This window comes from Variovorax paradoxus, from assembly GCA_016806145.1.
Lineage (GTDB): Bacteria > Pseudomonadota > Gammaproteobacteria > Burkholderiales > Burkholderiaceae_C > Variovorax.
Genome location: CP063166.1, coordinates 4,754,603 through 4,776,238, shown reverse-complemented (window position 1 = coordinate 4,776,238; position 21,636 = coordinate 4,754,603). Strand labels below are relative to the sequence as shown.

The 21,636-nt window shown below is 71.1% G+C and carries 22 protein-coding genes and 1 pseudogene; 14 read left to right on the top strand and 9 right to left on the bottom strand.

The window, feature by feature from the left end:
* Positions 1-108 precede the first annotated feature (108 nt).
* Positions 109-1,011 carry a LysR family transcriptional regulator gene (locus INQ48_22295; GenBank protein ID QRF56084.1) on the top strand — a complete coding sequence of 301 codons (903 nt, stop codon included), beginning with the start codon at positions 109-111 and terminating at the stop codon, positions 1,009-1,011.
* Here the strand turns inward: INQ48_22295 and INQ48_22290 are convergent, their stop codons facing one another.
* The 5 genes from INQ48_22290 to INQ48_22270 all read right to left on the bottom strand — a co-directional run bounded on the left by INQ48_22290 (position 1,012) and on the right by INQ48_22270 (position 5,637).
* Positions 1,012-1,791 carry an enoyl-CoA hydratase/isomerase family protein gene (locus INQ48_22290; protein QRF56083.1) on the bottom strand — a complete coding sequence of 260 codons (780 nt, stop codon included), beginning with the start codon at positions 1,789-1,791 and terminating at the stop codon, positions 1,012-1,014. It abuts the gene before it with no gap.
* Positions 1,788-3,005, bottom strand: coding sequence for a CoA transferase (locus INQ48_22285; protein QRF56082.1), 1,218 nt, complete (start codon positions 3,003-3,005; stop codon positions 1,788-1,790). The genes INQ48_22290 and INQ48_22285 overlap by 4 nt, the downstream gene beginning before the upstream one ends.
* 34 nt (positions 3,006-3,039) lie before the next feature.
* On the bottom strand, positions 3,040-4,020 hold the full coding sequence (locus tag INQ48_22280) for a tripartite tricarboxylate transporter substrate binding protein (GenBank protein ID QRF56081.1): 981 nt from the start codon (positions 4,018-4,020) through the stop codon (positions 3,040-3,042).
* 67 nt (positions 4,021-4,087) lie between these two features.
* Positions 4,088-5,011, bottom strand: coding sequence for a LysR family transcriptional regulator (locus INQ48_22275; protein ID QRF56080.1), 924 nt, complete (start codon positions 5,009-5,011; stop codon positions 4,088-4,090).
* Positions 5,008-5,637 carry a glutathione S-transferase gene (locus INQ48_22270; GenBank protein QRF56079.1) on the bottom strand — a complete coding sequence of 210 codons (630 nt, stop codon included), beginning with the start codon at positions 5,635-5,637 and terminating at the stop codon, positions 5,008-5,010. Before INQ48_22270 ends, INQ48_22275 begins: the two co-directional genes overlap by 4 nt.
* Positions 5,638-5,779: 142 nt before the next feature.
* Between INQ48_22270 and INQ48_22265 the strand changes: the two genes are divergently transcribed.
* The gene (locus tag INQ48_22265; GenBank protein ID QRF56078.1) at positions 5,780-6,973 is read left to right on the top strand and encodes a GTP-binding protein; all 1,194 of its coding nucleotides are present in this window, start codon (positions 5,780-5,782) and stop codon (positions 6,971-6,973) included.
* Between the two features lie 43 nt (positions 6,974-7,016).
* On the opposite strand, the pseudogene INQ48_22260 reads toward INQ48_22265, so the two are convergent.
* Positions 7,017-7,484: pseudogene (locus INQ48_22260) on the bottom strand (transcriptional repressor).
* 119 nt (positions 7,485-7,603) lie between these two features.
* Between INQ48_22260 and INQ48_22255 the strand changes: the two are divergent.
* The 5 genes from INQ48_22255 (at position 7,604) to INQ48_22235 (ending at position 13,113) form a co-directional block, all read left to right on the top strand.
* Entirely contained in the window at positions 7,604-8,572 is a 969-nt protein-coding gene (locus tag INQ48_22255; protein QRF56077.1) for an AraC family transcriptional regulator, read from the top strand.
* Positions 8,573-8,708: 136 nt separating this feature from the next.
* Positions 8,709-9,659 (top strand): tryptophan 2,3-dioxygenase, encoded by a 951-nt coding sequence (locus INQ48_22250; GenBank protein ID QRF56076.1) that lies wholly within the window; start codon positions 8,709-8,711, stop codon positions 9,657-9,659.
* 33 nt (positions 9,660-9,692) lie between these two features.
* Positions 9,693-10,856 (top strand): aspartate/tyrosine/aromatic aminotransferase, encoded by a 1,164-nt coding sequence (locus tag INQ48_22245; protein QRF56075.1) that lies wholly within the window; start codon positions 9,693-9,695, stop codon positions 10,854-10,856.
* Complete coding sequence (locus tag INQ48_22240) at positions 10,853-12,013, top strand: FAD-dependent oxidoreductase (protein QRF56074.1); 1,161 nt, start codon at positions 10,853-10,855, stop codon at positions 12,011-12,013. The genes INQ48_22245 and INQ48_22240 overlap by 4 nt, the downstream gene beginning before the upstream one ends.
* A 113-nt stretch (positions 12,014-12,126) precedes the next feature.
* Complete coding sequence (locus INQ48_22235; protein ID QRF56073.1) at positions 12,127-13,113, top strand: tripartite tricarboxylate transporter substrate binding protein; 987 nt, start codon at positions 12,127-12,129, stop codon at positions 13,111-13,113.
* Positions 13,114-13,121: 8 nt separating this feature from the next.
* Here the strand turns inward: INQ48_22235 and INQ48_22230 are convergent, their stop codons facing one another.
* Entirely contained in the window at positions 13,122-13,430 is a 309-nt protein-coding gene (locus INQ48_22230; GenBank protein QRF56072.1) for a hypothetical protein, read from the bottom strand.
* A 194-nt stretch (positions 13,431-13,624) separates the two neighbouring features.
* Here INQ48_22230 and INQ48_22225 point away from each other — a divergent pair, with 194 nt between their 5' ends.
* From INQ48_22225 to INQ48_22195, 7 genes are all read left to right on the top strand, one after another.
* Positions 13,625-14,290: a dienelactone hydrolase family protein gene (locus INQ48_22225; protein QRF56071.1), complete on the top strand. Its 666-nt coding sequence runs from the start codon at positions 13,625-13,627 to the stop codon at positions 14,288-14,290.
* 42 nt (positions 14,291-14,332) lie between these two features.
* Complete coding sequence (locus tag INQ48_22220; protein ID QRF56070.1) at positions 14,333-14,680, top strand: antibiotic biosynthesis monooxygenase; 348 nt, start codon at positions 14,333-14,335, stop codon at positions 14,678-14,680.
* Positions 14,681-14,821: 141 nt separating this feature from the next.
* Positions 14,822-16,381 carry a glutamate--cysteine ligase gene (locus INQ48_22215; GenBank protein QRF56069.1) on the top strand — a complete coding sequence of 520 codons (1,560 nt, stop codon included), beginning with the start codon at positions 14,822-14,824 and terminating at the stop codon, positions 16,379-16,381.
* Between the two features lie 200 nt (positions 16,382-16,581).
* Positions 16,582-16,968: a response regulator transcription factor gene (locus tag INQ48_22210; protein QRF56068.1), complete on the top strand. Its 387-nt coding sequence runs from the start codon at positions 16,582-16,584 to the stop codon at positions 16,966-16,968.
* A 110-nt stretch (positions 16,969-17,078) separates the two neighbouring features.
* Complete coding sequence (locus INQ48_22205) at positions 17,079-18,002, top strand: SDR family NAD(P)-dependent oxidoreductase (GenBank protein QRF56067.1); 924 nt, start codon at positions 17,079-17,081, stop codon at positions 18,000-18,002.
* A gap of 108 nt (positions 18,003-18,110) precedes the next feature.
* Positions 18,111-18,557, top strand: coding sequence for a nuclear transport factor 2 family protein (locus tag INQ48_22200; GenBank protein QRF56066.1), 447 nt, complete (start codon positions 18,111-18,113; stop codon positions 18,555-18,557).
* Positions 18,544-19,044 (top strand): MerR family transcriptional regulator, encoded by a 501-nt coding sequence (locus INQ48_22195; protein ID QRF56065.1) that lies wholly within the window; start codon positions 18,544-18,546, stop codon positions 19,042-19,044. Before INQ48_22200 ends, INQ48_22195 begins: the two co-directional genes overlap by 14 nt.
* Before the next feature lie 3 nt (positions 19,045-19,047).
* Here the strand turns inward: INQ48_22195 and INQ48_22190 are convergent, their stop codons facing one another.
* Complete coding sequence (locus INQ48_22190; protein ID QRF56064.1) at positions 19,048-19,413, bottom strand: HPF/RaiA family ribosome-associated protein; 366 nt, start codon at positions 19,411-19,413, stop codon at positions 19,048-19,050.
* Positions 19,414-19,553: 140 nt separating this feature from the next.
* The gene (locus INQ48_22185) at positions 19,554-21,539 is read right to left on the bottom strand and encodes a tetratricopeptide repeat protein (GenBank protein QRF56063.1); all 1,986 of its coding nucleotides are present in this window, start codon (positions 21,537-21,539) and stop codon (positions 19,554-19,556) included.
* Between the last annotated feature and the right edge of the window lie 97 nt (positions 21,540-21,636).

Genomic DNA, 21,636 nt, shown 5'->3' with positions numbered 1-21,636 from the left:
AAGGTCTTCGGCCGCGACGGATGCTAGAGAGTCGGTTGCTCGCTGAAAAGACAATAATTGGGCCAGTACGATAACTTTTGGTTGTCGCCCGTCCGGCACCCGTCCTCCATGAAACCCAACCAGTTGCACGCCTTCGTCGCGGTGGTCGAGCAGATGAGCATCCGCGCGGCGGCGCGCGTGCTCGGCATCTCGCAGCCCGCGGTGACCAAGATCGTGCGCGAGCTCGAGCGCGAGGTCGACGCGCCGCTGGTCGAGCGCAGCGTCAAGGGCGTGCGGCTCACGCCCTTCGGCGAGGCCTTCGCGCCGCGCGCGCGCATGCTGCTGGCCGACATGCAGCGCGCGCGCGAGGAGATCGCGCAGATCCGCGACGGGCTCACGGGCCGGGTCGCGCTGGCCGTCAGCACCTCGTTCGCGCAGACCATCCTGCCGGCGGCCTTCAAGGACTTCCATGGCCGGTTGCCGGCCGTCGACGTGCAGTTCAGCGAGGCGGTGCTGCCCTGGATGCTGGCGCGGCTGCGCGAGGGCTCGCTCGATTTCGCGGTGGCCCATGTGGTGCCGGGCCGGCTCGATCCGCAGTTCGAGGCCATCGAGCTGTTTCCGGTGAAGCTGGTGGTGGGACTGCGCGAGCGCCATCCGCTGCGCGCGAGCCGCTCGATGGCCGAGCTCGCGACCGCCGAGTGGATCCTGCCGGGCGACGATCACTTCAGCGGCCGCGAATCGATCTCGGCGCTGCTGCCGCTGGGCCTGCCGGCGCCGCAGCGCGTGATCCAGGGCCACTCGGTCACGGTCGCGCTGTCGCTGGTCGGGCAGATGGACCTGATCGGCCTGTTCGTCGAGCCGCTGGCCGCGCTGAGCTTCAAGCGCCACGGCATCCGGCGCGTGGACGTGGTCGAGACGCTGCCGACGCTCAATGTCTGCGTGGTCAAGCGCCGCGGCCAGTTGCTGACGCCGGCCGCGCAGCACTTCGTCGAATGCATCCAGCGCGCCTCGGCGCGCGCGGTCGCGGCCTGATCAGCGGCCGCGCCAGGCCGGCGGCCGTCCCTCGGTGAAGGCTGCCACGCCCTCGGCGAAATCGGCGCTGCCGTAGCAGCGGCGCACCAGGTCGTCGGTGTCGGGCGCGCCGTGCGTCGTGCCGCGCCGCAGCGCTTCCTTGGCGGCCGCCTGCGTCACGGGCGCCAGCGCGGCCAGCCGCGCGCACAGCGACTGCAGCGCGCCGTCGAGTGCCTCGCTCGTGCAGACCTGCTCGAGGAAACCGCAGGCCAGCGCCTCGTTCGCATCGAGGATCTGCGCCAGCAGCAGCATGCGCCGCACCGGCTGCAGGCCCCAGGCCGCGCGCAGCCGCGCGAAGTTCAGCGACGACAGCGTGTTGCCCAGCGTGCGCGCGATCGGCACGCCGAAGCGCGCGCCCGGCGTCGCGAGCCGGAAGTCGCAGGCGGTCGCGATCGCGAGCCCGCCGCCCACGGCCCAGCCCTCGACCACCGCCACGGTCGGCATCGGCAGCGCCTCGAGCAGGCCGATGCCGGCATCGATGCGCCGCTCGTAGGCCACGCCGTCGTCGCCGCCCTCGAAGTCGCGGAACTGCGCGATGTCGGTGCCGGCCACGAAGGCCTGGCCGCCCGCGCCGCGCAGCACCGCCACGCGGACCTCGCCGGCGCGCGCGGCCAGCGATTCGCAGTGCGCCGCGAGCGACTGGTACATGGACCAGGTCATGGCATTGCGCGCGGCCGGCCGGTCGAACACCAGCGTGGCGATGCCCTCCGTCACCGAGAGATGGACGCTGCCTTCGCTCATGACCCGAAGGCTCCGGCCGCGGCCAGTTCGCGCTGCGCCGGCGCATCGATGCCGAGCTCGGCCAGCACCTCGGCCGTGTGCTGCCCGAGCAGCGGCGGCGCGCGCCGCACCTGCTGCGGCGTGCCGCCCATCTTCACCGCGAAGCCGATGTTGGGCACCTTGCCTTCCACCGGATGGTCGATCTCGATGCGCATGCGGCGGTGCCGGCCATGCTCGCTCTCGAAGGCCTCGGGGTAGCTGAGGATCGGCCCGGCCGGGATGCCCACGGACAGCAGCCGGTCGATCCAGTGTTCGCAACCTCGTTGCGCGAAGCTGCGCTCGAGGCTCTCGATGAGCGCGTGCCGGTTCGCCAGGCGCAGCGACACCGTCGCGAAGCGCGCGTCATCGAGCAGGTCGGGCCGCTCCAGCGTGGCGCACAGCATCTGCCATAGCTTCTGGTTGGTGGCGCCCATCACGAAGTGGCCATCGGCCGCCTTCATCGCCTGGTAGGGCGCGCTCATGCGGTTGGCGGTGCCGAGCTGCTCGGGTTCGCGGCCGGTGCCCCAGTACTCGCTGATGTCCCAGATCGAGAAGGCCAGCGCGGAATCGAACAGCGAGGCATCGACGTACTGGCCGCGTCCCGTGGCCTTGGCGCCGATGTAGGCCGACAGCATGCCGTAGGTGGCGAACAGCGCGCAGCCGATGTCGGCCACCGGCACGCCGGCCTTGGCGGGCGGGCCGTCGGGATGGCCGGTCACGCTCATGATTCCCGACATCGCCTGCGCCATCAGGTCGAAGCCCGGCCGGCCGGCCCAGGGCCCGGTCTGGCCGAAGCCCGAGATGCTGACGTAGACCAGCCGCGGGTTGATCGCGCTGAGCGTCTCGTAGTCGGTGCGCAGCCGCTTCATCACGCCGGGGCGGTAGTTCTCCACCAGGATGTCGGCCTGCGCCACCAGCTTGTAGAGCACCTCGCGCCCGCTGTCGGACTTGAGGTCGAGCGCGATCGAGCGCTTGTTGCGGTTCATGTTGAGGAAGCCCATGCTGTCCGTGCCCTTGAGCTTGAAGCCCATGGCGCCGCGCGTCTGGTCGCCGCCCTGCGGCGGCTCGATCTTGATGACGTCGGCGCCGAGGTCGGCCAGCAGCATGCAGGCATAGGGGCCGGCCATGACCTGGCTCACGTCGAGCACGCGCACGCCGGCCAAGGGGAGGGGACGGGAGGAGGAGGTGTCGCTCATCGGTTGGCGTCTTTCAGGGGGAAAGGAAAATGGTTCAGGCGTCGGCGCGCACGCCGGCCTCTTTCACGATGCGGCCCCACTTGGCGTATTCGCTCGCGATGAAGGCGCCGAACTTCTCGGGGCTGCCGCCCGCGTCCTCGGCGCCGAACTCGTCGAGCCGCTGCGCGATGTCGGGCAGGGCCAGCACGCGGTTGATGTCCTCGCTCATGCGCTGCACCATCGGCGCGGCCATGCCGCGCGGGCCGACCAGGCCGTACCACGAGGCCGCGTCCAGCCCCGGAAAGCCCGACTCGGCGAGCGTGGGCACGGTGGGATGGCTGCGCGCGCGCTGCAGCCGCGTCTGCGCGATCGCGATCACCTTGCCCTGCTTCACGAAGGGCGTGGCGGCGGTCATCGTGTCGAAGGCATAGTCGATCTGCCCACCGAGCAGGTCGACGATCAGGGCGCTCGAGCCCTTGTAGGGCACGTGCACCGCATCGACTTTGGCCTGCAGCTTGAACATCTCGAAGGCCAGGTGCTGCGCCGAGCCGATGCCCGAGGAGCCGAAGGACACGCGGCCCGGCCGCTCGCGGCACAGGGCCACGACGTCGGGCAGGGTGCGTGCCTTCTGCGCTGGCGCGCAGGTCAGCATGTTGGGCGTCACGCCCACCAGGGTCAGCGGCGTGAAGTCGCGCCGCGGGTCGTAGCGCACGCCGGTCAGCAGCGCCGGTGCGATCGCGTGGCTGTTGACGTGCGCCATCAGCAGGGTGTTGCCGTCGGGCGGCTGCTTGCTCACGTAGTCGGCCGCGATCGCGCCGGTGGCGCCGGGCTTGTTCTCGACCACCACCGAGACGTTCCACATCGCGCCGAGCTTCTGGCCGATGACGCGCGCCAGCACGTCGGTGCCGCCGCCGGGCGCGAAGCCCACCACGATCTTCACGGGGCCGGCCGGTGGCGCCGCCTCGTTCGCGGCGCGCACCAGTGCCGGTGCGGCGAGGGCGGCCGCGGCCGCCAGGGTGAAGCTTCTGCGTTGCATGCTGCGATGTCTCCGTCGTTCTTTGGATGCGACGGATGGTGCGCAAGGCCCGCACCGGGCGCCATCGCTATTTGGGCGAGGCTGGATTCGCGTTTTGCGTATCCGCGAGCACGCGCGCCACGCTGGCCGCGGCGCGCGACAGCGAATCCTCGGCGCGATGGCACAGCACGAACTGGCGCCGCGCCCAGTCGCCGCGGATCGGCAGTCGCGCGAAGCGGCTGCCCGCCGCCACATGGCGCGCGATCGCCGCCGGCATGACGCCGATGCCCAGGTCCTGCGCCACCAGCGCCGCGATGCTGTCGAAGCCGCCCACGCGCATGCGCATGCGCAGCAGCTGGCCGGTCTCGTCGGCCAGCCGCGCGAGCATGAGCGAGATCGCCGAGCCCTCGTTGAGCACGATCAGGTCGCAGGCCAGGATGTCCTCGAGCACCACCTCGCGCCGGCCGGCCAGCGCATGGCCGCGCGCGGTGACGGCCACCAGCTCATCGCCGCGGTAGGGCAGCATCGGCAGGTCGATGGCGCCGAGGCTGGCCTCGTAGATGCCGATGTCGACCGTGCCGCGGCGCAGCGCCTGCTGCACCACCTGGCTGTTCATCTCCTGCAGGTCGATGCGAACGCCGGGGCAGGCGGCGGCGCAGCGCTCGATGTCGCGCGGCATGAACTGGATCACCGCCGACTTCGGCGCCGCCACGCGCACCACGCCCTGCTCGCCGCCGAGGTAGGAGGCCGCGTCGTCCTGCATGCGCAGCACGGTGTGCGTGATGTTGCGCGCATGCGCGAGCATCGCGCGCCCGGCATCGGTCAGCACCATGCCGTGCGGGCGGCGCTCGAACAGCGCCACGCCGAACTGCGATTCGAGCTCGAGGATGCGGCGCGAGGCCGCGGCCGGCGCCATGTGCATGCGCTCGGCGCCGCGCGTGACGCCGCCGAGTTCGGCGGTCGCGATGAAGAGCTGGACCGTCGTCAGGTCGAAATGCAGGCGCGTGCTCATGGGAAGGCGATGCCGGCCTCGCCGCTGCGCCAGGGCGGGTTCTTGCGCATGACGCTGTCGAACAGCGGCGAGGCGATCCAGTCCGCGAGCCAGGCGCGCAGCCGCGGCCAGGGCTGGGCCTCGAACCAGGCCGGCTCGACCATCGCGTACTGGCGCACGAAGGGCATCAGCGCGGCATCGGCCAGGCTTGCCTGGGCGCCGAGCAGGAAGGCCGAGGCGGCCAGCCGCGCCTCGAGCTCGCGCAGGAAGCGCGCGCCCTGTTCGCGGGCCTCGGCCTGCACCGCGTCGGCGAAGCGGCCCGGGTACTTGTAGCGGTCGAGCTGCGGCTTGAAGCCCTCGTCGCAGGCGGCGACCAGCGCCTCGGTGTCGCCGGGCTGCAGCCAGCGCAGCGGATCGTGGGCCGCGAGCGCCCAGCGCATGATGTCCAGGCTCTGGTCGATCACCGTGCCGTCGGCCAGCACGAGCACCGGCACCGTGCCCTTGGGCGAGGCGGCCAGCATCTCGGGCGGCTTGCGCTTGAGCTCGACCTCGCGCAGCTCGCAACGCTGGCCGCTCGCCGCCAGCGCGAGGCGGGCGCGCATCGCATAGGGGCAACGGCGGAAGCTGTAGAGCACGGGCGGGGTCATCGGCGGCGGGAAGGCGGAGGCGGGCCCCGAGTCTATCGGCGCGGCCGGAGAGGGCGGTGGCGGGCGCTTTTTCGGGTTACATGCAACCGTGTTGCGTCATTCATATAATGCAATGCAGTTGCATATCAACGAGACCCACGCCATGCCCCAACGCCTCCCCGTCACCGTGCTGTCCGGCTTCCTCGGCGCCGGCAAGACCACGCTGCTCAACCACATCCTGCACAACCGCGAGGGCCGCCGCGTGGCGGTGATCGTCAACGACATGAGCGAGGTCAACATCGACGCCGCGCTGGTGCGCGAGGGCGGGGCCGCGCTGTCGCGCACCGACGAGCGGCTGGTCGAGATGAGCAACGGCTGCATCTGCTGCACCTTGCGCGAGGACCTGCTGATCGAGGTCGGCCGGCTCGCGAAGGAAGGCCGCTTCGACCAGCTGGTGATCGAGTCGACCGGCATCTCCGAACCGCTGCCGGTGGCCGAGACCTTCACCTTCGCGGGCGAGGACGGCAAGAGCCTGGCCGACGTGGCGCGGCTCGACACCATGGTCACGGTGGTCGATGCCTTCAACTTCCTGCGCGACTACGGCTCGGCCGACAGCCTGCAGCAGCGCGGCCAGTCGCTCGGCGACGAGGACGCGCGCACCGTGGTCGACCTGCTGATCGAGCAGATCGAGTTCTGCGACGTGCTGGTGGTCAACAAGACCGACCTGGTGAGCGCGGCCGAGCGCGAGCGGCTGATGGCGATCCTCAAGAGCCTGAATCCGCGCGCGCGCATCGAGCTGTCGGAGTTCGGCCGCATCTCGCTCGACCGGGTGCTCGACACCGGCCTGTTCGACTTCGCGCAGGCCGAGCAGGCGCCGGGCTGGCTGGCCGAATTGCGCGGCGAGCACCTGCCCGAGAGCGAGGCCTACGGCATCCGCAGCTTCGTCTACCGCGCGCGGCTGCCGTTCCATCCGCGGCGCTTCTGGGACCTGGTGCAGCAGGAATGGGAGGGCGTGGTGCGCTCCAAGGGCTTCTTCTGGCTCGCGAGCCGGCCCACGCGCGCGGGCAGCTGGTCGCAAGCCGGGGGCGCCTGCCGCTACGGCGCGGCGGGTTTCTGGTGGGCGGCGGTGCCGCGCGAGCACTGGCCCAGCGATCCCGAGGGACTGGCGCTGATCCAGAGCCACTGGGACCCGGCCACGGGCGACGCGCGCCAGGAACTGGTGCTGATCGGCATCGGCATGGACGAGGCCGCGCTGCGCGCGCGGCTCGATGCCTGCCTGCTCACCGAGGAAGAGATGCGCTACGGCGCCTCGTGGTGGCAGAACCTGCCGGACCCTTTCCCGTCCTGGAACGCGTAGGGCGGGCGGCGGGCCGGGCCGCGGGTGCGGCTTCGGCAAGCACGCAGTCGCCGCAGGTGCCGTGCAAGGTGAGCGCGGTGCGGCGGGTGTCGATGCCCTGCTTGCGCAGCGCGCGGCCGAGCCGGCCCATGACCTTCGGCAGCTCGGGGTCGGAGGGCAGGGCCAGCACCTTGTGGCACTGGTCGCACTCGAAGGTGTTGCCCGAGGCGGCCTCGACGTGGCGCGCGAAGCGGTTCACGCGGTCGGCGCCGACGCGGCGGTCGCACAGGCCGACCTCGACCAGCCGGTCGAGCACGCGGTAGATCGTGACCCGGTCGGGTTCCTCGCCGGTGGCGGTGGTGTAGGCCGCGGCGACTTCGTCGTGCGTGAGCGGTTGGGAGGTGTGCTCGAGCAGCTCGAGCACGGTCTGGGCGGCGCGCGTGACGCGCAGTCCGCGGTCGCGCAGCTGGCTTTCGCTGTCGAAGGTTGCGTGGGCCATGGGTGGCTTCGGTTGCGAGGTCGTTGTCTTCATGCGAGCCGCCATTGTGTTGCATCCCGCGCCGTCGTGGGCGCGGGGCGGGGAATCGCCCGGCTTCCATGCCAGATAATCCGCGCCAATCGGACAGACCACGGACGCCACGACACGACAGCATGGACACGGGACGCGACGGCGACGCACTGAGCCACCTGCTCGCGGGCTACAAGTCCGAGCGCGCCGTCACGGCCCGCTTCTCGCTCTCGGCGCCGTGGGCGCTGCACTCGACCGGCGTGGACGGCCCGCTGATCCGCCTGTGCACCGGCGCGCCCTACTGGATTTCGGTGGCCGGTGCCGAGCCGGTGCAGATCGCGCCGCACGACATCGCGATGCTGCCGCAGGGCGGCGCGCACACCGTGTCGTCGGCGCCGGGGCTCGAGGCGCGGCCGTTCCGCGAGCTGATCGCCGCGCATTCCACCGGCCGCCACGGCGACCATCCGATCGTGTTCTCGCACGGCGGCGGCGGCCCGGTCACCGAGCTGTTCTCGCTGCATCTTTGGCTGCCGGCCCAGGGGCTGGGCTCGATCATCGCGAACCTGCCGCCGCTGATCGTGCTGCGCCAGGCGCAGATTCCCACCACCGCCTCGCTCGCGCTGGCGATGGAGACGCTGGTCAACGAGACCGTGGCGCAGCGCCCGGGCTGGCAGCTCTCGGCCGCGCGCATGGCCGACCTGCTGCTGGTGCACGTGCTCTGCGAACACCTTTACGCGCAGCCGGCCGCGGCGCCGGCCGAGCGCCTGGGCACCCTGCGCGGGCTCGACGACGAGAGCATCGCGCGCGCCATGGCGCTGATGCACGAGCGGCCCGCGCATCCGTGGTCGGTGGCGACGCTGGCGCAGGCCAGCTATCTGTCGCGCACCATCTTCAGCGAGCGCTTCCGCGCGCTCGTCGGCGTGACGCCGATGCACTACCTGGGCTCCTACCGCATGACGCTGGCGGCCGAGAAGCTCAAGAACCGGCAGCTGAGCCTGTACCAGGTCGCTGAGTCGGTGGGCTACGCGTCGGAGAAGGCCTTCTCGCGCGCCTTCCAGCGCTGGACCGGGCTCACGCCCAGCGCCTACGCCCGGCGCCACGGCGCCGCCTGAACCCCGTCATCGTCCGGTCACGGACGAACGGTGACCAAATCCGGCGCGCCGGAGGTTGAGCCGCCGGCCCCGGCCCTGAAGAATCGCCGCATCCCCATCACGGTCCGCGCAGCACGCGGGCCAGAGAGACGACGACATGACGGCCTCCCCCTCGCGCCCCCGGCGGCAGCGCGCGATCCCCACGGTGCGCGATCCCGCGCTCGAGCTGTCGCTGGTCAAGCCGATCGCGACCGGCGACAACCACCAGCGCGCGGCCACGGTGCAGGACACCGACGGCGAGCCGCTGCTCCAGTTCGAGGGCCGCAGCAACCCCTACCTCGAGCACCAGCGCAACGACCTGCTGCTGAGCCTGCAGCACATGCGCAGCGAAGGCCACGACGAGATGGTCTTCATGTGCATCACCCACTGCAAGGAACTGAGCTTCAAGGCGATCCACTACGAGCTCTCGAACATGCAGTTGCGCGTGCGCGCCGACGACGTGGCCGGCGCGCTGCAGCTCGCGCCGCGGGTGCGCGCGCTGCTGGAGTTCCTCGGCAAGACCTGGGACGTGCTCTCGACCATCACGCCGCACGAGTTCAACCAGTTCCGCAACACGCTGGGCATCGCCTCGGGCCAGCAGTCCTACATGTACCGGCACGTGGAATTCATCCTCGGCAACAAGTCGATTCCGCTGGCGCGCGCGCATGCCAACAACCCCGATGTATGGCCCTACATGGAGCGCGCGCTGAATTCGCCGAGCCTCTACGACGACGTGCTCGCGCTGCTGCACCGGCGCGGCGTGCCCGTGCCGGCCGAGGCGCTCGAGCGCGACTGGTCGGCCAGCTATGCGCTCAACGCGGGCGTGGAGGCCGCGTGGCTGCAGGTCTACGGCGACCCGGCGCCCGAGAACGATCTCTACCGGCTCGGCGAGGCGCTGATGGACATCGCCGACGTGTTCTCGCAGTACCGCTGGCGCCATTTCGTCTCGGTCGAACGCATCCTGGGCTTCAAGCCCGGCACCGGTGGTTCGGCCGGCGTGGGCTGGCTGCGCAGCGTGGTCGACCACCGCTTCTTTCCCGAGCTGTGGTCGGTGCGCACGCGGCTCTGAGTCTTTCCTTTCGTTTTTCTTTCTGGAGCACGCGTGTTCGATCAACTGCCGGCTCATGCCGACGATCCCATCCTCGGCCTGTTCGAGGCCTACAAGGCCGACCCGCGGCCGCACAAGGTCAACCTCGGCATCGGCATCTATTGCGACGAGCAGGGCCGCGTGCCAGCGCTGGCTTCGGTGCGCGCGGCGCGCGCGTTGCTGGCCGAGGCCGACGCACCCAGCGTCTATGCGCCGACCGAGGGAGCGCAGCCCTACCGCGACGCGGTGCGGCGGCTGGTGTTCGGCGAGGCGGCAACGGCGCCGATCGTGGTGGTGCAGACCGTGGCCGGCACCGGCGCGCTCAAGACCGGCGCGGACCTGCTGAAGGACCTGTCCCCCGAGGCCACGGTGTGGATGCCCGACCCGACCTGGGCCAACCATGCGGCGATCTTCGAGGGCGCGGGGCTGCGCGTCGATCACTATCCCTACTACGACGGCAGGACCGGCGGCTTCGACCTCGACGGCGCCATCGCCACGCTCGGCAAGCTTCCGGCCGGCGACATCGTGCTGCTGCATCCCTGTTGCCACAACCCGACCGGCGTGGATCCCTCGCACGACGAGTGGCGCGCGCTGTTCGACACCATCGCTCGGCGCGGCCTGCTGCCCTTCTTCGACATGGCGTACCAGGGCTTCGCGCAGGGCGTGGACGAGGACGCCTGGGCCGTGCGCGAATGCGTGCGGCGCGGCATCGCCTGCCTGGTGGCGAGTTCGTTCTCGAAGATCTTCTCGCTCTATGGCGAGCGCGTGGGCGCGCTCGCCGTGCATGCGCCGGGCGCCGATGCGGCGCGTCTGCTGGGCCGGCTCAAGCTCGGCATCCGGCGCAGTTATTCGTGCCCGCCGGGGCAGGGCGCGGCGCTGGTGCAGGCGATCCTCGCGGACCGCGCGCTCGAGGCGCAATGGCGCGCCGAGCTCGAGGCGATGCGGCTGCGCATGCGCGCGATGCGCACGGCGCTGCATCGGGCGCTCGGGCCGGGCTCCGGCTACCTGGTGGCGCAGCACGGCATGTTCAGCTACACGGGACTGGCACCCGCGCGGATCGATGCGCTGCGCGAACGCTTCGGCGTCTACCTCGTGGGCTCGGGGCGGCTGTGCGTCGCGGGGCTCAACCCGTCGAACATCGAACGCGTGAGCGCCGCGCTCGCGGCGGTGCAGGCATGAGGCGGCCCGAACGCATCCTCGTGGTCGGCGCCGGCATCGCGGGCTGCTCGGCGGCGATCGCGCTGGCGAGCCGGGGCTTCGGCGTCACGCTGGTCGAGAAGCAGGCCGAATGGCGCTTCCAGAGCTCGGGCATCTTCATCTACGGCAACGGGCTCGAGGCGCTGCGCGCGGTGGGCGTGCTGCCGCGCATCCTCGAGGCCGGCTTCGCGATCGAGGACGGGCGCAACGTCTACCTCGATCACCTCGGCGCGCCGATCGTCGACGTGTTCTATCCGCGCTCGCAGGGCGGCGCGGCGCCGATCGTGGGCATCAAGCGCTCGGAGATGCATCGCGTGTTGGCAGACCGGCTGTCGGCGCTGGGCGTGGAGATCCGGCTCGCGACCACGGTGGAACGGGTCGACATGGAGGGCGAGCGCGCGCGGGTGTTGCTGTCCGACGGCACGGCGCAGGCCTTCGACCTGGTCGTCGGCGCCGACGGCATCCGCTCGCAGCTGCGCGAACAGGTGACGGGACCGCTCGCGCCGCGCTACACCGGCTTCGGCGTCTGGCGCAGCGTGCACGAGCGGCCGCGCGCGCTGGTGGCCAAGATCATGATGATGGGCATCGGCAAGCGGCTGGGCATCATGCCGATCGCCGACGACCGGCTCTACCTGTTCGGCACCGTCGCCGAGCCGGCCGGGCGCTGGTATCCGAAGGAGGAATGGCCCGCGCGCATGCGCGAGCGCTTCGCCGAGTTCGGCGGACCGGCGCGGCCCTTCCTCGACCAGCTGGGTGCGGACTCGGAGCTGCTCTACACGGCGGTCGAGGAGGTGCAGGCGCCGCTGCCCTGGCATGCGGGGCGCCTCCTGCTGATCGGCGACGCGGCCCATGCCTCGACGCCGTTCATGGGGCAGGGCGGCGCGATGGCGGTGGAGGACGCGGTGGTGCTGGCCGAGATGCTGGCCGACCACGGCATCTCGGACGCCACCTTGCGCGCCTTCGGCGAGCGCCGCTATCCGATGTGCCGCTTCGTGCAGGACGCCTCGCGCCAGGTGGGCGAGGCCGGCGCGGTGGAGGACGCCGCGAGCTGCGCGCTGCGCAACGCGGCGATGCGCGAGGGCGCGCAGCGGCAGGTCGACGCGTTCTACGGCCGCCTGGACGCGCTGCGCACGGCTTGAGCGGGGCGCTTATGTCCGGATCGACCTAAGCATCTGACGAATGGGTCGTTCGTGCCCGGGCGGCGGCGCGACAGAATCGCGCGCGTTCTCCAGCCCGTACCCGAAAGTTCTCCATGCGCGTCCCCTCCCTGTTCAAGCCGGCCCTCCTGTTGTGGGCCGGCGCGTCGATCGCCCTGGGCGCGCAGGCGCAAACCCCCGCCGCTTCCTATCCGGCCAAGGCCGTCCACATCACCGTGGCCAACACGCCCGGCAGCTCGCCCGACGTGCTCGCGCGCTACCTCTCGACGCGGCTGTCGGAGCAGTGGAAGCAGCCGGTGGTGGTCGACAACAAGGCCGGCGCGGCCGGCATCCTCGCGGCCGACGGGCTCGCCAAGGCGCAGCCCGACGGCTATTCGCTGCTGGTGGGCGCCGACGGCCCGATCACCATCCTGCCGAACCTGCAGGCCAGCCTGCCCTACGACGCGCGGCGCGACCTGGTGCCGGTGGTGTCGCTGGGCCAGATCGACTTCGTGCTGGTGGCCAATCCGAAGACCGGCTATCGCAGCGTGGCCGACTTCGTGCGCGCCGCCAAGGCGCAGCCGGGCCGCATCAACTACGCCTCGGCCGGCAACGGCAGCCCGCAGCAGCTGGGCATGGAGCTGTTCAAGCAGAAGGCCGGCATCTACGTGACCCACATCCCGTACCGCGGCGGCCCGCTGGGCATGCAGGACGTGATCGCGGGCCAGGTCGACGTGATGCTGATCGCCGTGGGCCCGGCGCTGCCGCACATTCGCAGCGGCCGGCTGGTGGCGCTGGGCACGGGCGGCGAGAAGCGCCATCCGCTGCTGCCCGAGGTGCCGACCCTGGCCGAGAGCTACCCCGGCTACCGCGCGGGCACCTGGTTCGGCCTGTTCGCGCCCGCGAACACGCCGCAGCCGGTGGTCGACGCGATCGCGCAGGAGGCCGGCCGCATCGTGCGCACGCCGGCCGCGCGCGCCGACCTCGCGGCCCAGGGCATCGAGGCCACCGGTTTCGCGCAGCGCCAGTTCCAGGGCCAGGTGGCGGCCGAGTACGAGCGCTATGCGCAGATCGTGAAGGCGAACGGGATCAAGGCCGAATAAGGCGCCGGTCAGCGCACCGACTTGGCGAGCGCCCGCGCGAAGGCCGCGACGTCCTCGTCGCGGCAGACCTCCGCGACCAGCGGCGCATGGCCCTGCGCCACGGCCGCCAGCGCCATCGCCTTCTTCGGGCACAGGCCCAGGCAGCTCGACTGCACCACGCGCAGCCGCAGCGGCAGGTCGCGCAGCTCGTGCTTGAGCTCCTTGCGCACCGGCCTGGCCTGCAGCTTCGAGGGGCCGTCCTTGCGCGCCTCGCATTCGCCGCAGACCAGCACGAGGCCGCCGAGCTTGGTGTCTACCAGGGGTGGGGAATGGCTCACGCGGGGTCCTTCGCTGGGGTTCTTGCAAACCATCTTGGGGGCGTGCGCGCGCCGCGCAAGTCGGCCGAGCGGCCGTCCGGCTGCGCGGGATGCACCGCATGCCTGCGCTGGATCAATGTCCTGGGTGGCCCGAATGCGCTAAGGTCCGGCCATCCGCGCCTGTTTGGCGTACTTTTTCACGACTTTCACCGACCATGTCCCGTCCCCCCATCGAGATCGAAACCGCCCCCCATCCCACCGCCACGGTGATCGTGATGCATGGCCTGGGCGCCGACGGCAACGACTTCGTGCCCATCGCCAACGAGCTCGACCTCGCCAGCGTGGGCCCGGTGCGCTTCGTGTTCCCGAACGCGCCCGTGATCCCGGTCACCATCAATGGCGGCTACCAGATGCCGGCCTGGTACGACATCGCGGTGGCCGACCTGGTGGCGCGCGAGGACGAGGCCGGCCTGCGCCGCTCGCAGGCCACGATCGAGGCGCTGATCGCCAACGAGAAGGCGCGCGGCATCGCGGCCGAGCGCATCGTCGTGGCCGGCTTCTCGCAGGGCTGCGCGATGGCGCTGATGACCGGGTTGCGCCACGGCGAGCGGCTCGCGGGCATCGTCGGCCTCTCGGGCTACCTGCCGATCGCTGCCACCACCGCGGCCGAGCGCCATGCGTCCAACCACGACACGCCGGTGTTCCTGGCCCACGGCCGGCAGGACCCGGTGGTGCCGATCGCGCGTGCCCAGCAGTCGCGCGACGCGCTCGCGGCGCTGGGCTACACCGTCGAATGGCACGAGTACGCGATGGCGCACTCGGTCTGCATCGAGGAGATCGGCGACCTCAACGCCTTCCTGCTGCGCGTGCTCGCACGCTGAACTGGCGGGCCGAGGCGCCCGCGACAACGAAAGGAGACACCCATGATCCTCGTCATCGGCCATGCCACCGCCAAGCCCGACACCCTGCAGGCCATGCTGGCGATCAGCACCGAGCACGTGCAGCGCTCGCGCGCCGAGCCCGGCTGCCTCTCGCACGAGGTCTCGACCGATGCGATGCAGCCGCTGCGGCTCACCTTCGTCGAGCGCTGGAGCGACATGGCGGCGCTGCAGGTGCATTTCCGCGTCGAGGCCTCGCGCGCCTTCGGCAAGGCGCTGGCCGCGATGGCCGACGGGCCGCCGCGGATGCACGTCTACCAGTCCGAGGAGATCGACCTGGCCGGCCTCGCGGGCCGCTCGGGCGGTGCTTCCAGGCCCCCCGAAAAGAGCTGATCGCATGGCTGAATCCGGAGGTGGTGCTATGGAAAAAATAGCAGTCCGCAGCATAGCCGGCAGCGGGTTTCCCTGCACGAGCAGCGCCCGCGCCGCCGTGCTACCTTCCAGCCCCTCAGAAGATTGATGGGTCATAACAATATGAGCAACAGATTGCAGGAGAGGCTGGGTTCGCTCTCGGCCGGGCGGTTGAAGGGCATGCGGCGCGGCATCGAGAAGGAAAGCCTGCGCGCGCTGCCCGACGGCAAGCTCGCGCTGACGCCCCATCCGCTCGCGCTCGGCTCGGCGCTGACCCATCCGCACATCACGACCGACTTCAGCGAGTCGCAGCTCGAGCTGATCACCGGCGTGCACGGCGACGCCGAGGCCGCGCTCGACGAGCTGACCCGCGTCCACCAATACACCTACCGCGTGCTCGACCAGCTCGGCGACGAGCGCATGTGGGTCTCGAGCATGCCCTGCGGCCTGCCGACCGACGAGACCATCCCGATCGGCCGCTACGGCTCGTCGAACGTGGGCCGCGCCAAGAGCGTCTACCGCATGGGCCTGAGCCACCGCTACGGCCGCCGCATGCAGACCATCTCGGGCATCCACTACAACTGGTCGCTGCCCGAGGTCTCGAGCGAGGAGTACTTCGCGCTGATCCGCAACTTCCGCCGGCACGCCTTCCTGCTGCTGTACCTGTTCGGCGCCTCGCCGGCGCTGTGCTCGAGCTTCGTCGCGGGCCGTCCGCACGAGCTGCAGCCGCTGGGCGACGGCAGCATGTTCATGCCGCACGGCACCTCGCTGCGCATGGGCCGCCTGGGCTATCAGAGCGACGCGCAGGCCTCGCTGGCCGTGAGCTACAACAGCCTCGAGGGCTACGGCGCCTCGCTGCAGGACGCGCTCACGCGCCCGTGGCCGGCCTACGAGGCGATCGGCATCCGCAACCTCGGCGGCGACTACAACCAGCTCGGCACCAGCCTGCTGCAGATCGAGAACGAGTTCTACGGCACGATCCGCCCCAAGCGCGTGATCAACCCCGGCGAGCGCCCGCTGCATGCGCTGCGCGAGCGCGGCGTCGAATACGTCGAAGTGCGCCTGATGGACCTCGATCCCTTCGAGACCGTGGGCATCAACGCCCAGACCATGCGCTTCCTCGACGTGTTCCTGCTGCACTGCCTGCTCAGCGACAGCCCCGACGACACGCCGCAGGAGATCGCCGACCTCGCGCACAACCAGCACCTGACGGCAGCGCGCGGCCGCGAGCCGGGCCTGGCGCTGCGGCGCGGCGGCCAGCCGGTGTCGCTGGTCGACTGGGGCCTGGAACTGGTCGAGCAGTGCGCGCCGATCGCCGAGCGGATCGATGCCGCGCACGGCGGCACGGCCCATGCCGAGGCGGTGCGCGCGGCGCGCGAGGCGCTCGGCAACCCCGACAGCCTGCCCTCGGCGCGCGTGCTCGCGGCCATCGAGCACGAGCATGCCAACTCCTTCATCGGCTTCATCCGCGCGCGTTCCGAGCAGACCCGCGTCGCGCTGATGGCGCTGCCCTTCTCCGATGCCCAGCGCGCCGAATTCGCGCGCATGACCGAGGACTCGATCCAGGAACAGAAGCGCATCGAGATGGCCGACACCCTGCCGTTCGAGATCTACCGCGAGCAGTACGTGTCGCCCACGCGCCTGGGCGTGGGCAAGGGCCAGCGGGTGGCCGTCGCGGCCTGAAGCCGGGGCCGCCCGGCCACCGGCTGACGACAGCCGTCTTGGCCCGTGGCCTACAGGCGGTCGGTGCCGCTGACTCACGCTGCACCGCCGCATGGCTGAGAGGATTGCGCCATGCAAGCCGTCGTCAACCCGCCTTTTCCGCCCGCACCGTTGCGCCTTCCGGCCGCTGCGCCAGAGGGCATCGCCCGGAGCGGGCGATCATGAGTCTCAAGGCCTATCTCGTCGAAGACAGCCCCGTGATCCGCGAGAACCTCGTGGGTTTCCTCGAGGACGTGACCGAGACCGAGGTGCTGGCCGTGGCCGGCAGCGAGGACGAGGCCGTGGCCTGGCTGCAGCGCCACCGCGACGCCTGGGACCTGACCATCGTCGACCTGTTCCTCGAACGCGGCAATGGCCTGGGCGTGCTCGATGCCTGCCGCCAGCGCTCGCCGCACCAGAAGGTGGTGGTGCTCAGCAACTACGCCACCGCCGAGATGCGCGACCGCTCGCGCGTGCTGGGCGCCGACGCCTTCTTCGACAAGTCGGCCGAGCTCGACCAGCTCGTCGCCTACTGCGAGACCCTGCAGGAAACCTCGTCGCACGAGTGACTGGCGGGAGCGCCCCGGGTGCGGCGCACGGTACTTTCTGAGGTAAAACGCGCCGCGGCGCGTGCGGTTCGGACGCGCCCTCCATCCATCCTCCGAGAGACCGAGACGACATGAGCAACGACAGCAGCAGCATCGACTTCCAGGGCCGCGTGGCCATCGTGACCGGCGCCGGCGGCGGCCTGGGCCGCCAGCATGCGCTGGCCCTCGCGGCGCGTGGCGCCAAGGTGGTGGTCAACGACCTCGGCGGCGCGCGCGACGGCTCGGGCGGCTCGGTGAGCGCGGCGCAGGCGGTGGTCGACGAGATCAAGGCCGCGGGCGGCGAGGCGATCGCCAACGGCGCCTCGGTCACCGACTTCGAGGCCGTGCAGGCCATGGTGCAGCAGGCGGTCGATGCCTGGGGCCGGGTCGACATCCTCGTGAACAACGCCGGCATCCTGCGCGACAAGAGCTTCGCCAAGATGGAACTGGCCGATTTCAAGCTCGTGGTCGACGTGCACCTGATGGGCGCCGTCAACTGCACCAAGGCCGTCTGGGCGCTGATGAACGCGCAGAAGTACGGCCGCATCGTGATGACCACCTCCTCGAGCGGCCTGTACGGCAACTTCGGGCAGAGCAACTACGGCGCCGCCAAGCTGGCGCTGGTGGGCCTGATGCAGACGCTGAGCATCGAGGGCGCGAAGAACGACATCCGCGTCAACTGCCTGGCGCCCACCGCGGCCACGCGCATGACCGAGGACCTGTTCCCGCCGGACATGCTCGAGGCCTTCCAGCCCGAGGCCGTGGTGCCGGCGATGCTGGTGCTGGCGGCCGAGAACGCGCCCACGCGCGCCATCCTGTGCGCGGGCGCGGGCACCTTCGAGGCCGCGCACATCACGCTCACGCAGGGCGCCTGGATCGGCATCGGCGGCGACACGCCCGAGCAGCTGGCCGCGCGGCTCGACGAGGTGCGCGCGCGCGAGGGCGAGCAGGTGCCCCAGAGCGGCACCGCGCAGGGCGCGAACGAGGTCGCGAAGGCGAAGGCGGCGCGCGGCTGAATTCGCGCCCGCCGTTCATGGCGCTTGACCTCGAGTGCACACGAGCACTTCCAATGGAATTCACCGGGCCCTCCGGTGCCTTCCATCGACGCTCGAGAGGACATCGCCATGACCACCACCATCAGCACCGCCGCCAGCAACAAGGCCTTCATCCAGCACATCCACGCCCAGCTCGACCAGGGCAACAGCCGGCCCTTCCTCGAGGGCTTCGCCGAGGACGCGACCTGGAAGCTCGAGGGCAGCACCGCCTGGTCGCGCACCTACCGCGGCAGGAAGGCGATCCGCGAGGAGCTGCTGAACCCGCTGTTCGCCCAGTTCGCCACCCCCTACACCAGCCGCACCGAGCACGTCCTGGCCGACGAGGACCGGGTGGTGGTGCAATTCAGCGGCGACGTGCTGACCCATGCCGGGCGCCGCTACAACAACCGCTATTGCTACGTCTACCGACTCGAAGGAGGCCTGGTGAAGGAACTGATCGAATACTTCGACACCGGCCTGGTGGCCTCGGCGCTCGACGCGCCGGCGCTTCCGGCCCCGGCCGATGCCGGCGCCTGAGGCCCGGCGCGGCGTCGCGCAGGGCACGCCGTTCCTGATCGGCGAGCTGGCGCAGCGCACCGGCCGCAGCGTGCACGCGATCCGCTGGTACGAGACCCAGGGGCTGGTGCCCGGCGTGGTGCGCGACGCGGGCGGGCGACGCCTTTACGGCGAGCCGCACATCGGCTGGCTCGACCTGATGGACCGGCTGCGCCGCACCGGCATGTCGATCGCCGAGATGCGCGAATACACGGCGCTCGCGCTGCGTGGCCGCGCCACCTTGGCCGAACGGCGCACGCTGCTCGCGGCGCACCGTGAGCGCGTGAACCAGACCATCGCCGAATGGAAGCGCGCGCTGTCGCTGGTCGACCGCAAGATCGACTTCTACGACGCCTGGATCGAGAGCGGGCAGCGCCCGCCGCTCATCCCCACCGTCGCGCCCGAGGCGGCGCGGCCACCGCGCCAGCCGGACCCGCCGGCGCCTTCGCGCCGCGCGCGTCGAAGCTGAAGGCTATTCGGCCACCAGCCCCATGCCGCCGTCGCGGCGGATCGATTCGCGGTCGCGGTGGTTGTGCAGCCGGCCCAGCGTGCTGTCGAGCAGGCGCTTGAGCTTGTCGGCCGCGCCGCGGAAGGCTTCGTCCATGCTGGACGCGTGCTGCTTCACCGCCAGCGGCTGGTGGTGCGCGAGCCGCGCTTCCATCACGCAGCACTTGTCGCGTTCGCCGGCCTTCTCGTGGTTTTCGTCGCTCAAGTGCACTTCCACCCGCGTTACGTCGTCGCGGAAGCGCTGCAGCTGTTGCTGGATCTCGGTGTCGGCCCAGCGCTCGAGCGCTTCCTTGTTGTCGATGCCGTTGCTCGTGTTGACCTGTATCTGCATGCCCAGTGTCTCCCTTCTTGGATGTCAGGTTGGAGGATCGAAACGAGTCTTCACTCTGAACGCTGAAACCGCGACGTGCGTAGGCCAACGCCCTGCCGGCGGGCCGGGCAGGGTTGGCGATCCGGAGACGGCATGGCCGGCTACGCGCCGAGACGCGGCACCACGATGTGCTCGGGCGGCAATTGCGCGCGGTGGCGTTCCCACGCCGTGGTGAAGCCCGCCTCGAGGTGGCGCGCGTAGGTCGCGGTGTCGAACAGCGCGCAGTGCCCGCGCGCGGCGGCCAGCTCGGCGCGCAGCGCCGCGAGGCGCGGCGGGTCGGTGGCGAGCGCCAGGGCCAGCGCTTCGTAGGCCGCGGGCGACTCGGCCGCGAGTTGCGGGAAGCCGGCCGCGCCCAGCAGGCTGCCCGCCACGCGGCCGGCGAAGGTCTGGCCCACGCAGCTCACGAGCGGCAGCCCGGCCCACAGCGCGTCGCTCGCGGTCGTGTGGGCGTTGTAGGGCAGGTTGTCGAGGCACAGGTCGGCCAGCGCCAGGCGCCGCAGGTGGGCCGACTGCTCGGCCCAGGGCGCGAACACCAGCCGCTCGGGCGCGATGCCGTGGGCGGCGGCGCGCTCGCGCAGGTTTCGCTGGTAGGCCTCGGTATCGCCCCGCAGCCACAGCACGCTGCCCTCGACGCGCGCGAGCAGCCGCAGCCAGATGTCGAGGAACGCGGCCGTGAGCTTCTGGCCATTGTTGAAGTTGCAGAAGACGAAGGCCTCTTCGGGCAGGCCGGCCTCGGCGCGCGACAGCGGCCCGGCGGCCGTTTCGCGGCGCGAATCGTTGGGCTGGTAGCTGTCGGGCAGGTAGAGGATCTTCTCGCTGTAGTCCGCGCGCGCCGCCTCGGGGATCAGGAAGGGGTCGGCCACCAGGTAGTCGATGAAGGGCGCCCCCAGCGTGCCCGGGAAGCACAGGTAGCCGATCTGCAGTGGCGCCGGCCGCAGCGCCAGCACCGAGGGCCGCGCGTCGATGGTGTAGCCGCCGAGGTCGACCAGGATGTCGATGCCGAGGTCGGCGATGGCCTGCGCGGTCTCGACGTCCGACAGCTCGTGCGCGTCGACGAAGCGCTCGAAGGCCCGCTCGAGCCGCGCGCGCATCGCGCTGCCGTCGCTCTCGCGCAGCGAGATCGCCGTGACCTCGAAGCGCGCGCGGTCGTGGCGCTCGAACAGCTCGGCGGTCAGGAACGAGGTGGGGTGGCGCCCGAAGTCGGCCGAGAGGTAGCCGATGCGCAGCCGCTCGCCCGCGGCGCGCGCCGGCGCATGCAGCGGCTGCGGCGCCATCGGGTAGTGGCGCTGCGCATGCAGCCGCGCCACCTGCAGCTGTTCTTGCGGCGTGGAAGGCAGCACCAGCAGCGCGAAGGGCTCGATGCATTCGCGCTGCGCGCGGATGTCCTCGCGCAGCAGCGCCATCTGGGCGTCGAAGTCGCGCCAGTCGGCGCTGGCCGCGCGCGCATAGAGCAGGCCGCCGCGCGCGAAGGCGTAGGCGGCGTCGCCGGGATGCTCGCTCAAGGTGCGCTCGTACAGGCGGGCCGCGTCCTCGAAGCGCCGCGCCTGGCACAGCGCGGTGCCGTAGTTCTCGATCAACGTGGGATGCGCTGGCTGCAGCGCCAGCGCGCTTTCGTAGCACTGAAGTTCCTGTGCATGCAGCCGCAGCTTGCCGCAGGCCGCGCCACGGTTCATGTGGGCCTCGAACGAGTCCGGGCGCAGTTGCACCGCGCGGTCGAAATGGGCCAGCGCCTCGCGGGCCTTGCCGAGCGCGAGCAGCGCCAGGCCCAGGTCGTGCTCGGCCTCGAACAGGTTCGGCTGGCGCTGCAGCAGCGCGCCGAAGGCCTCGGCCGCGGCGCGGTGCTGGCCAGACTTCTGGCAGGCCACGCCGAGGTAGTACCAGCTCTCGAGAGAATTCGCGTCGTAGCGCAGCGAGGCGCGCAGCCGCTCGATGGCTTGCGGGAAGTCCTGCGCCTGGCCCGCGATGAAGCCCAGCAGGCGGTTCGCGCCGGCCATGTGCTGGCCTTTCTTCAGCAGCTGCAGCAGCACTTTCTGCGCAGCGGAATACTGGCCCTGCCGGAAAAGCAGCTCGGCCGACTGCAGGCTCATTGCAGGCCCTTGTTGTTCGATGGTCTGGGGGGAGGAGGAGCCACGGGATGGCGCCCGGCCGCGAGGGCGGGCGCGCGCAGTCTAGCGTCGCCGTGTT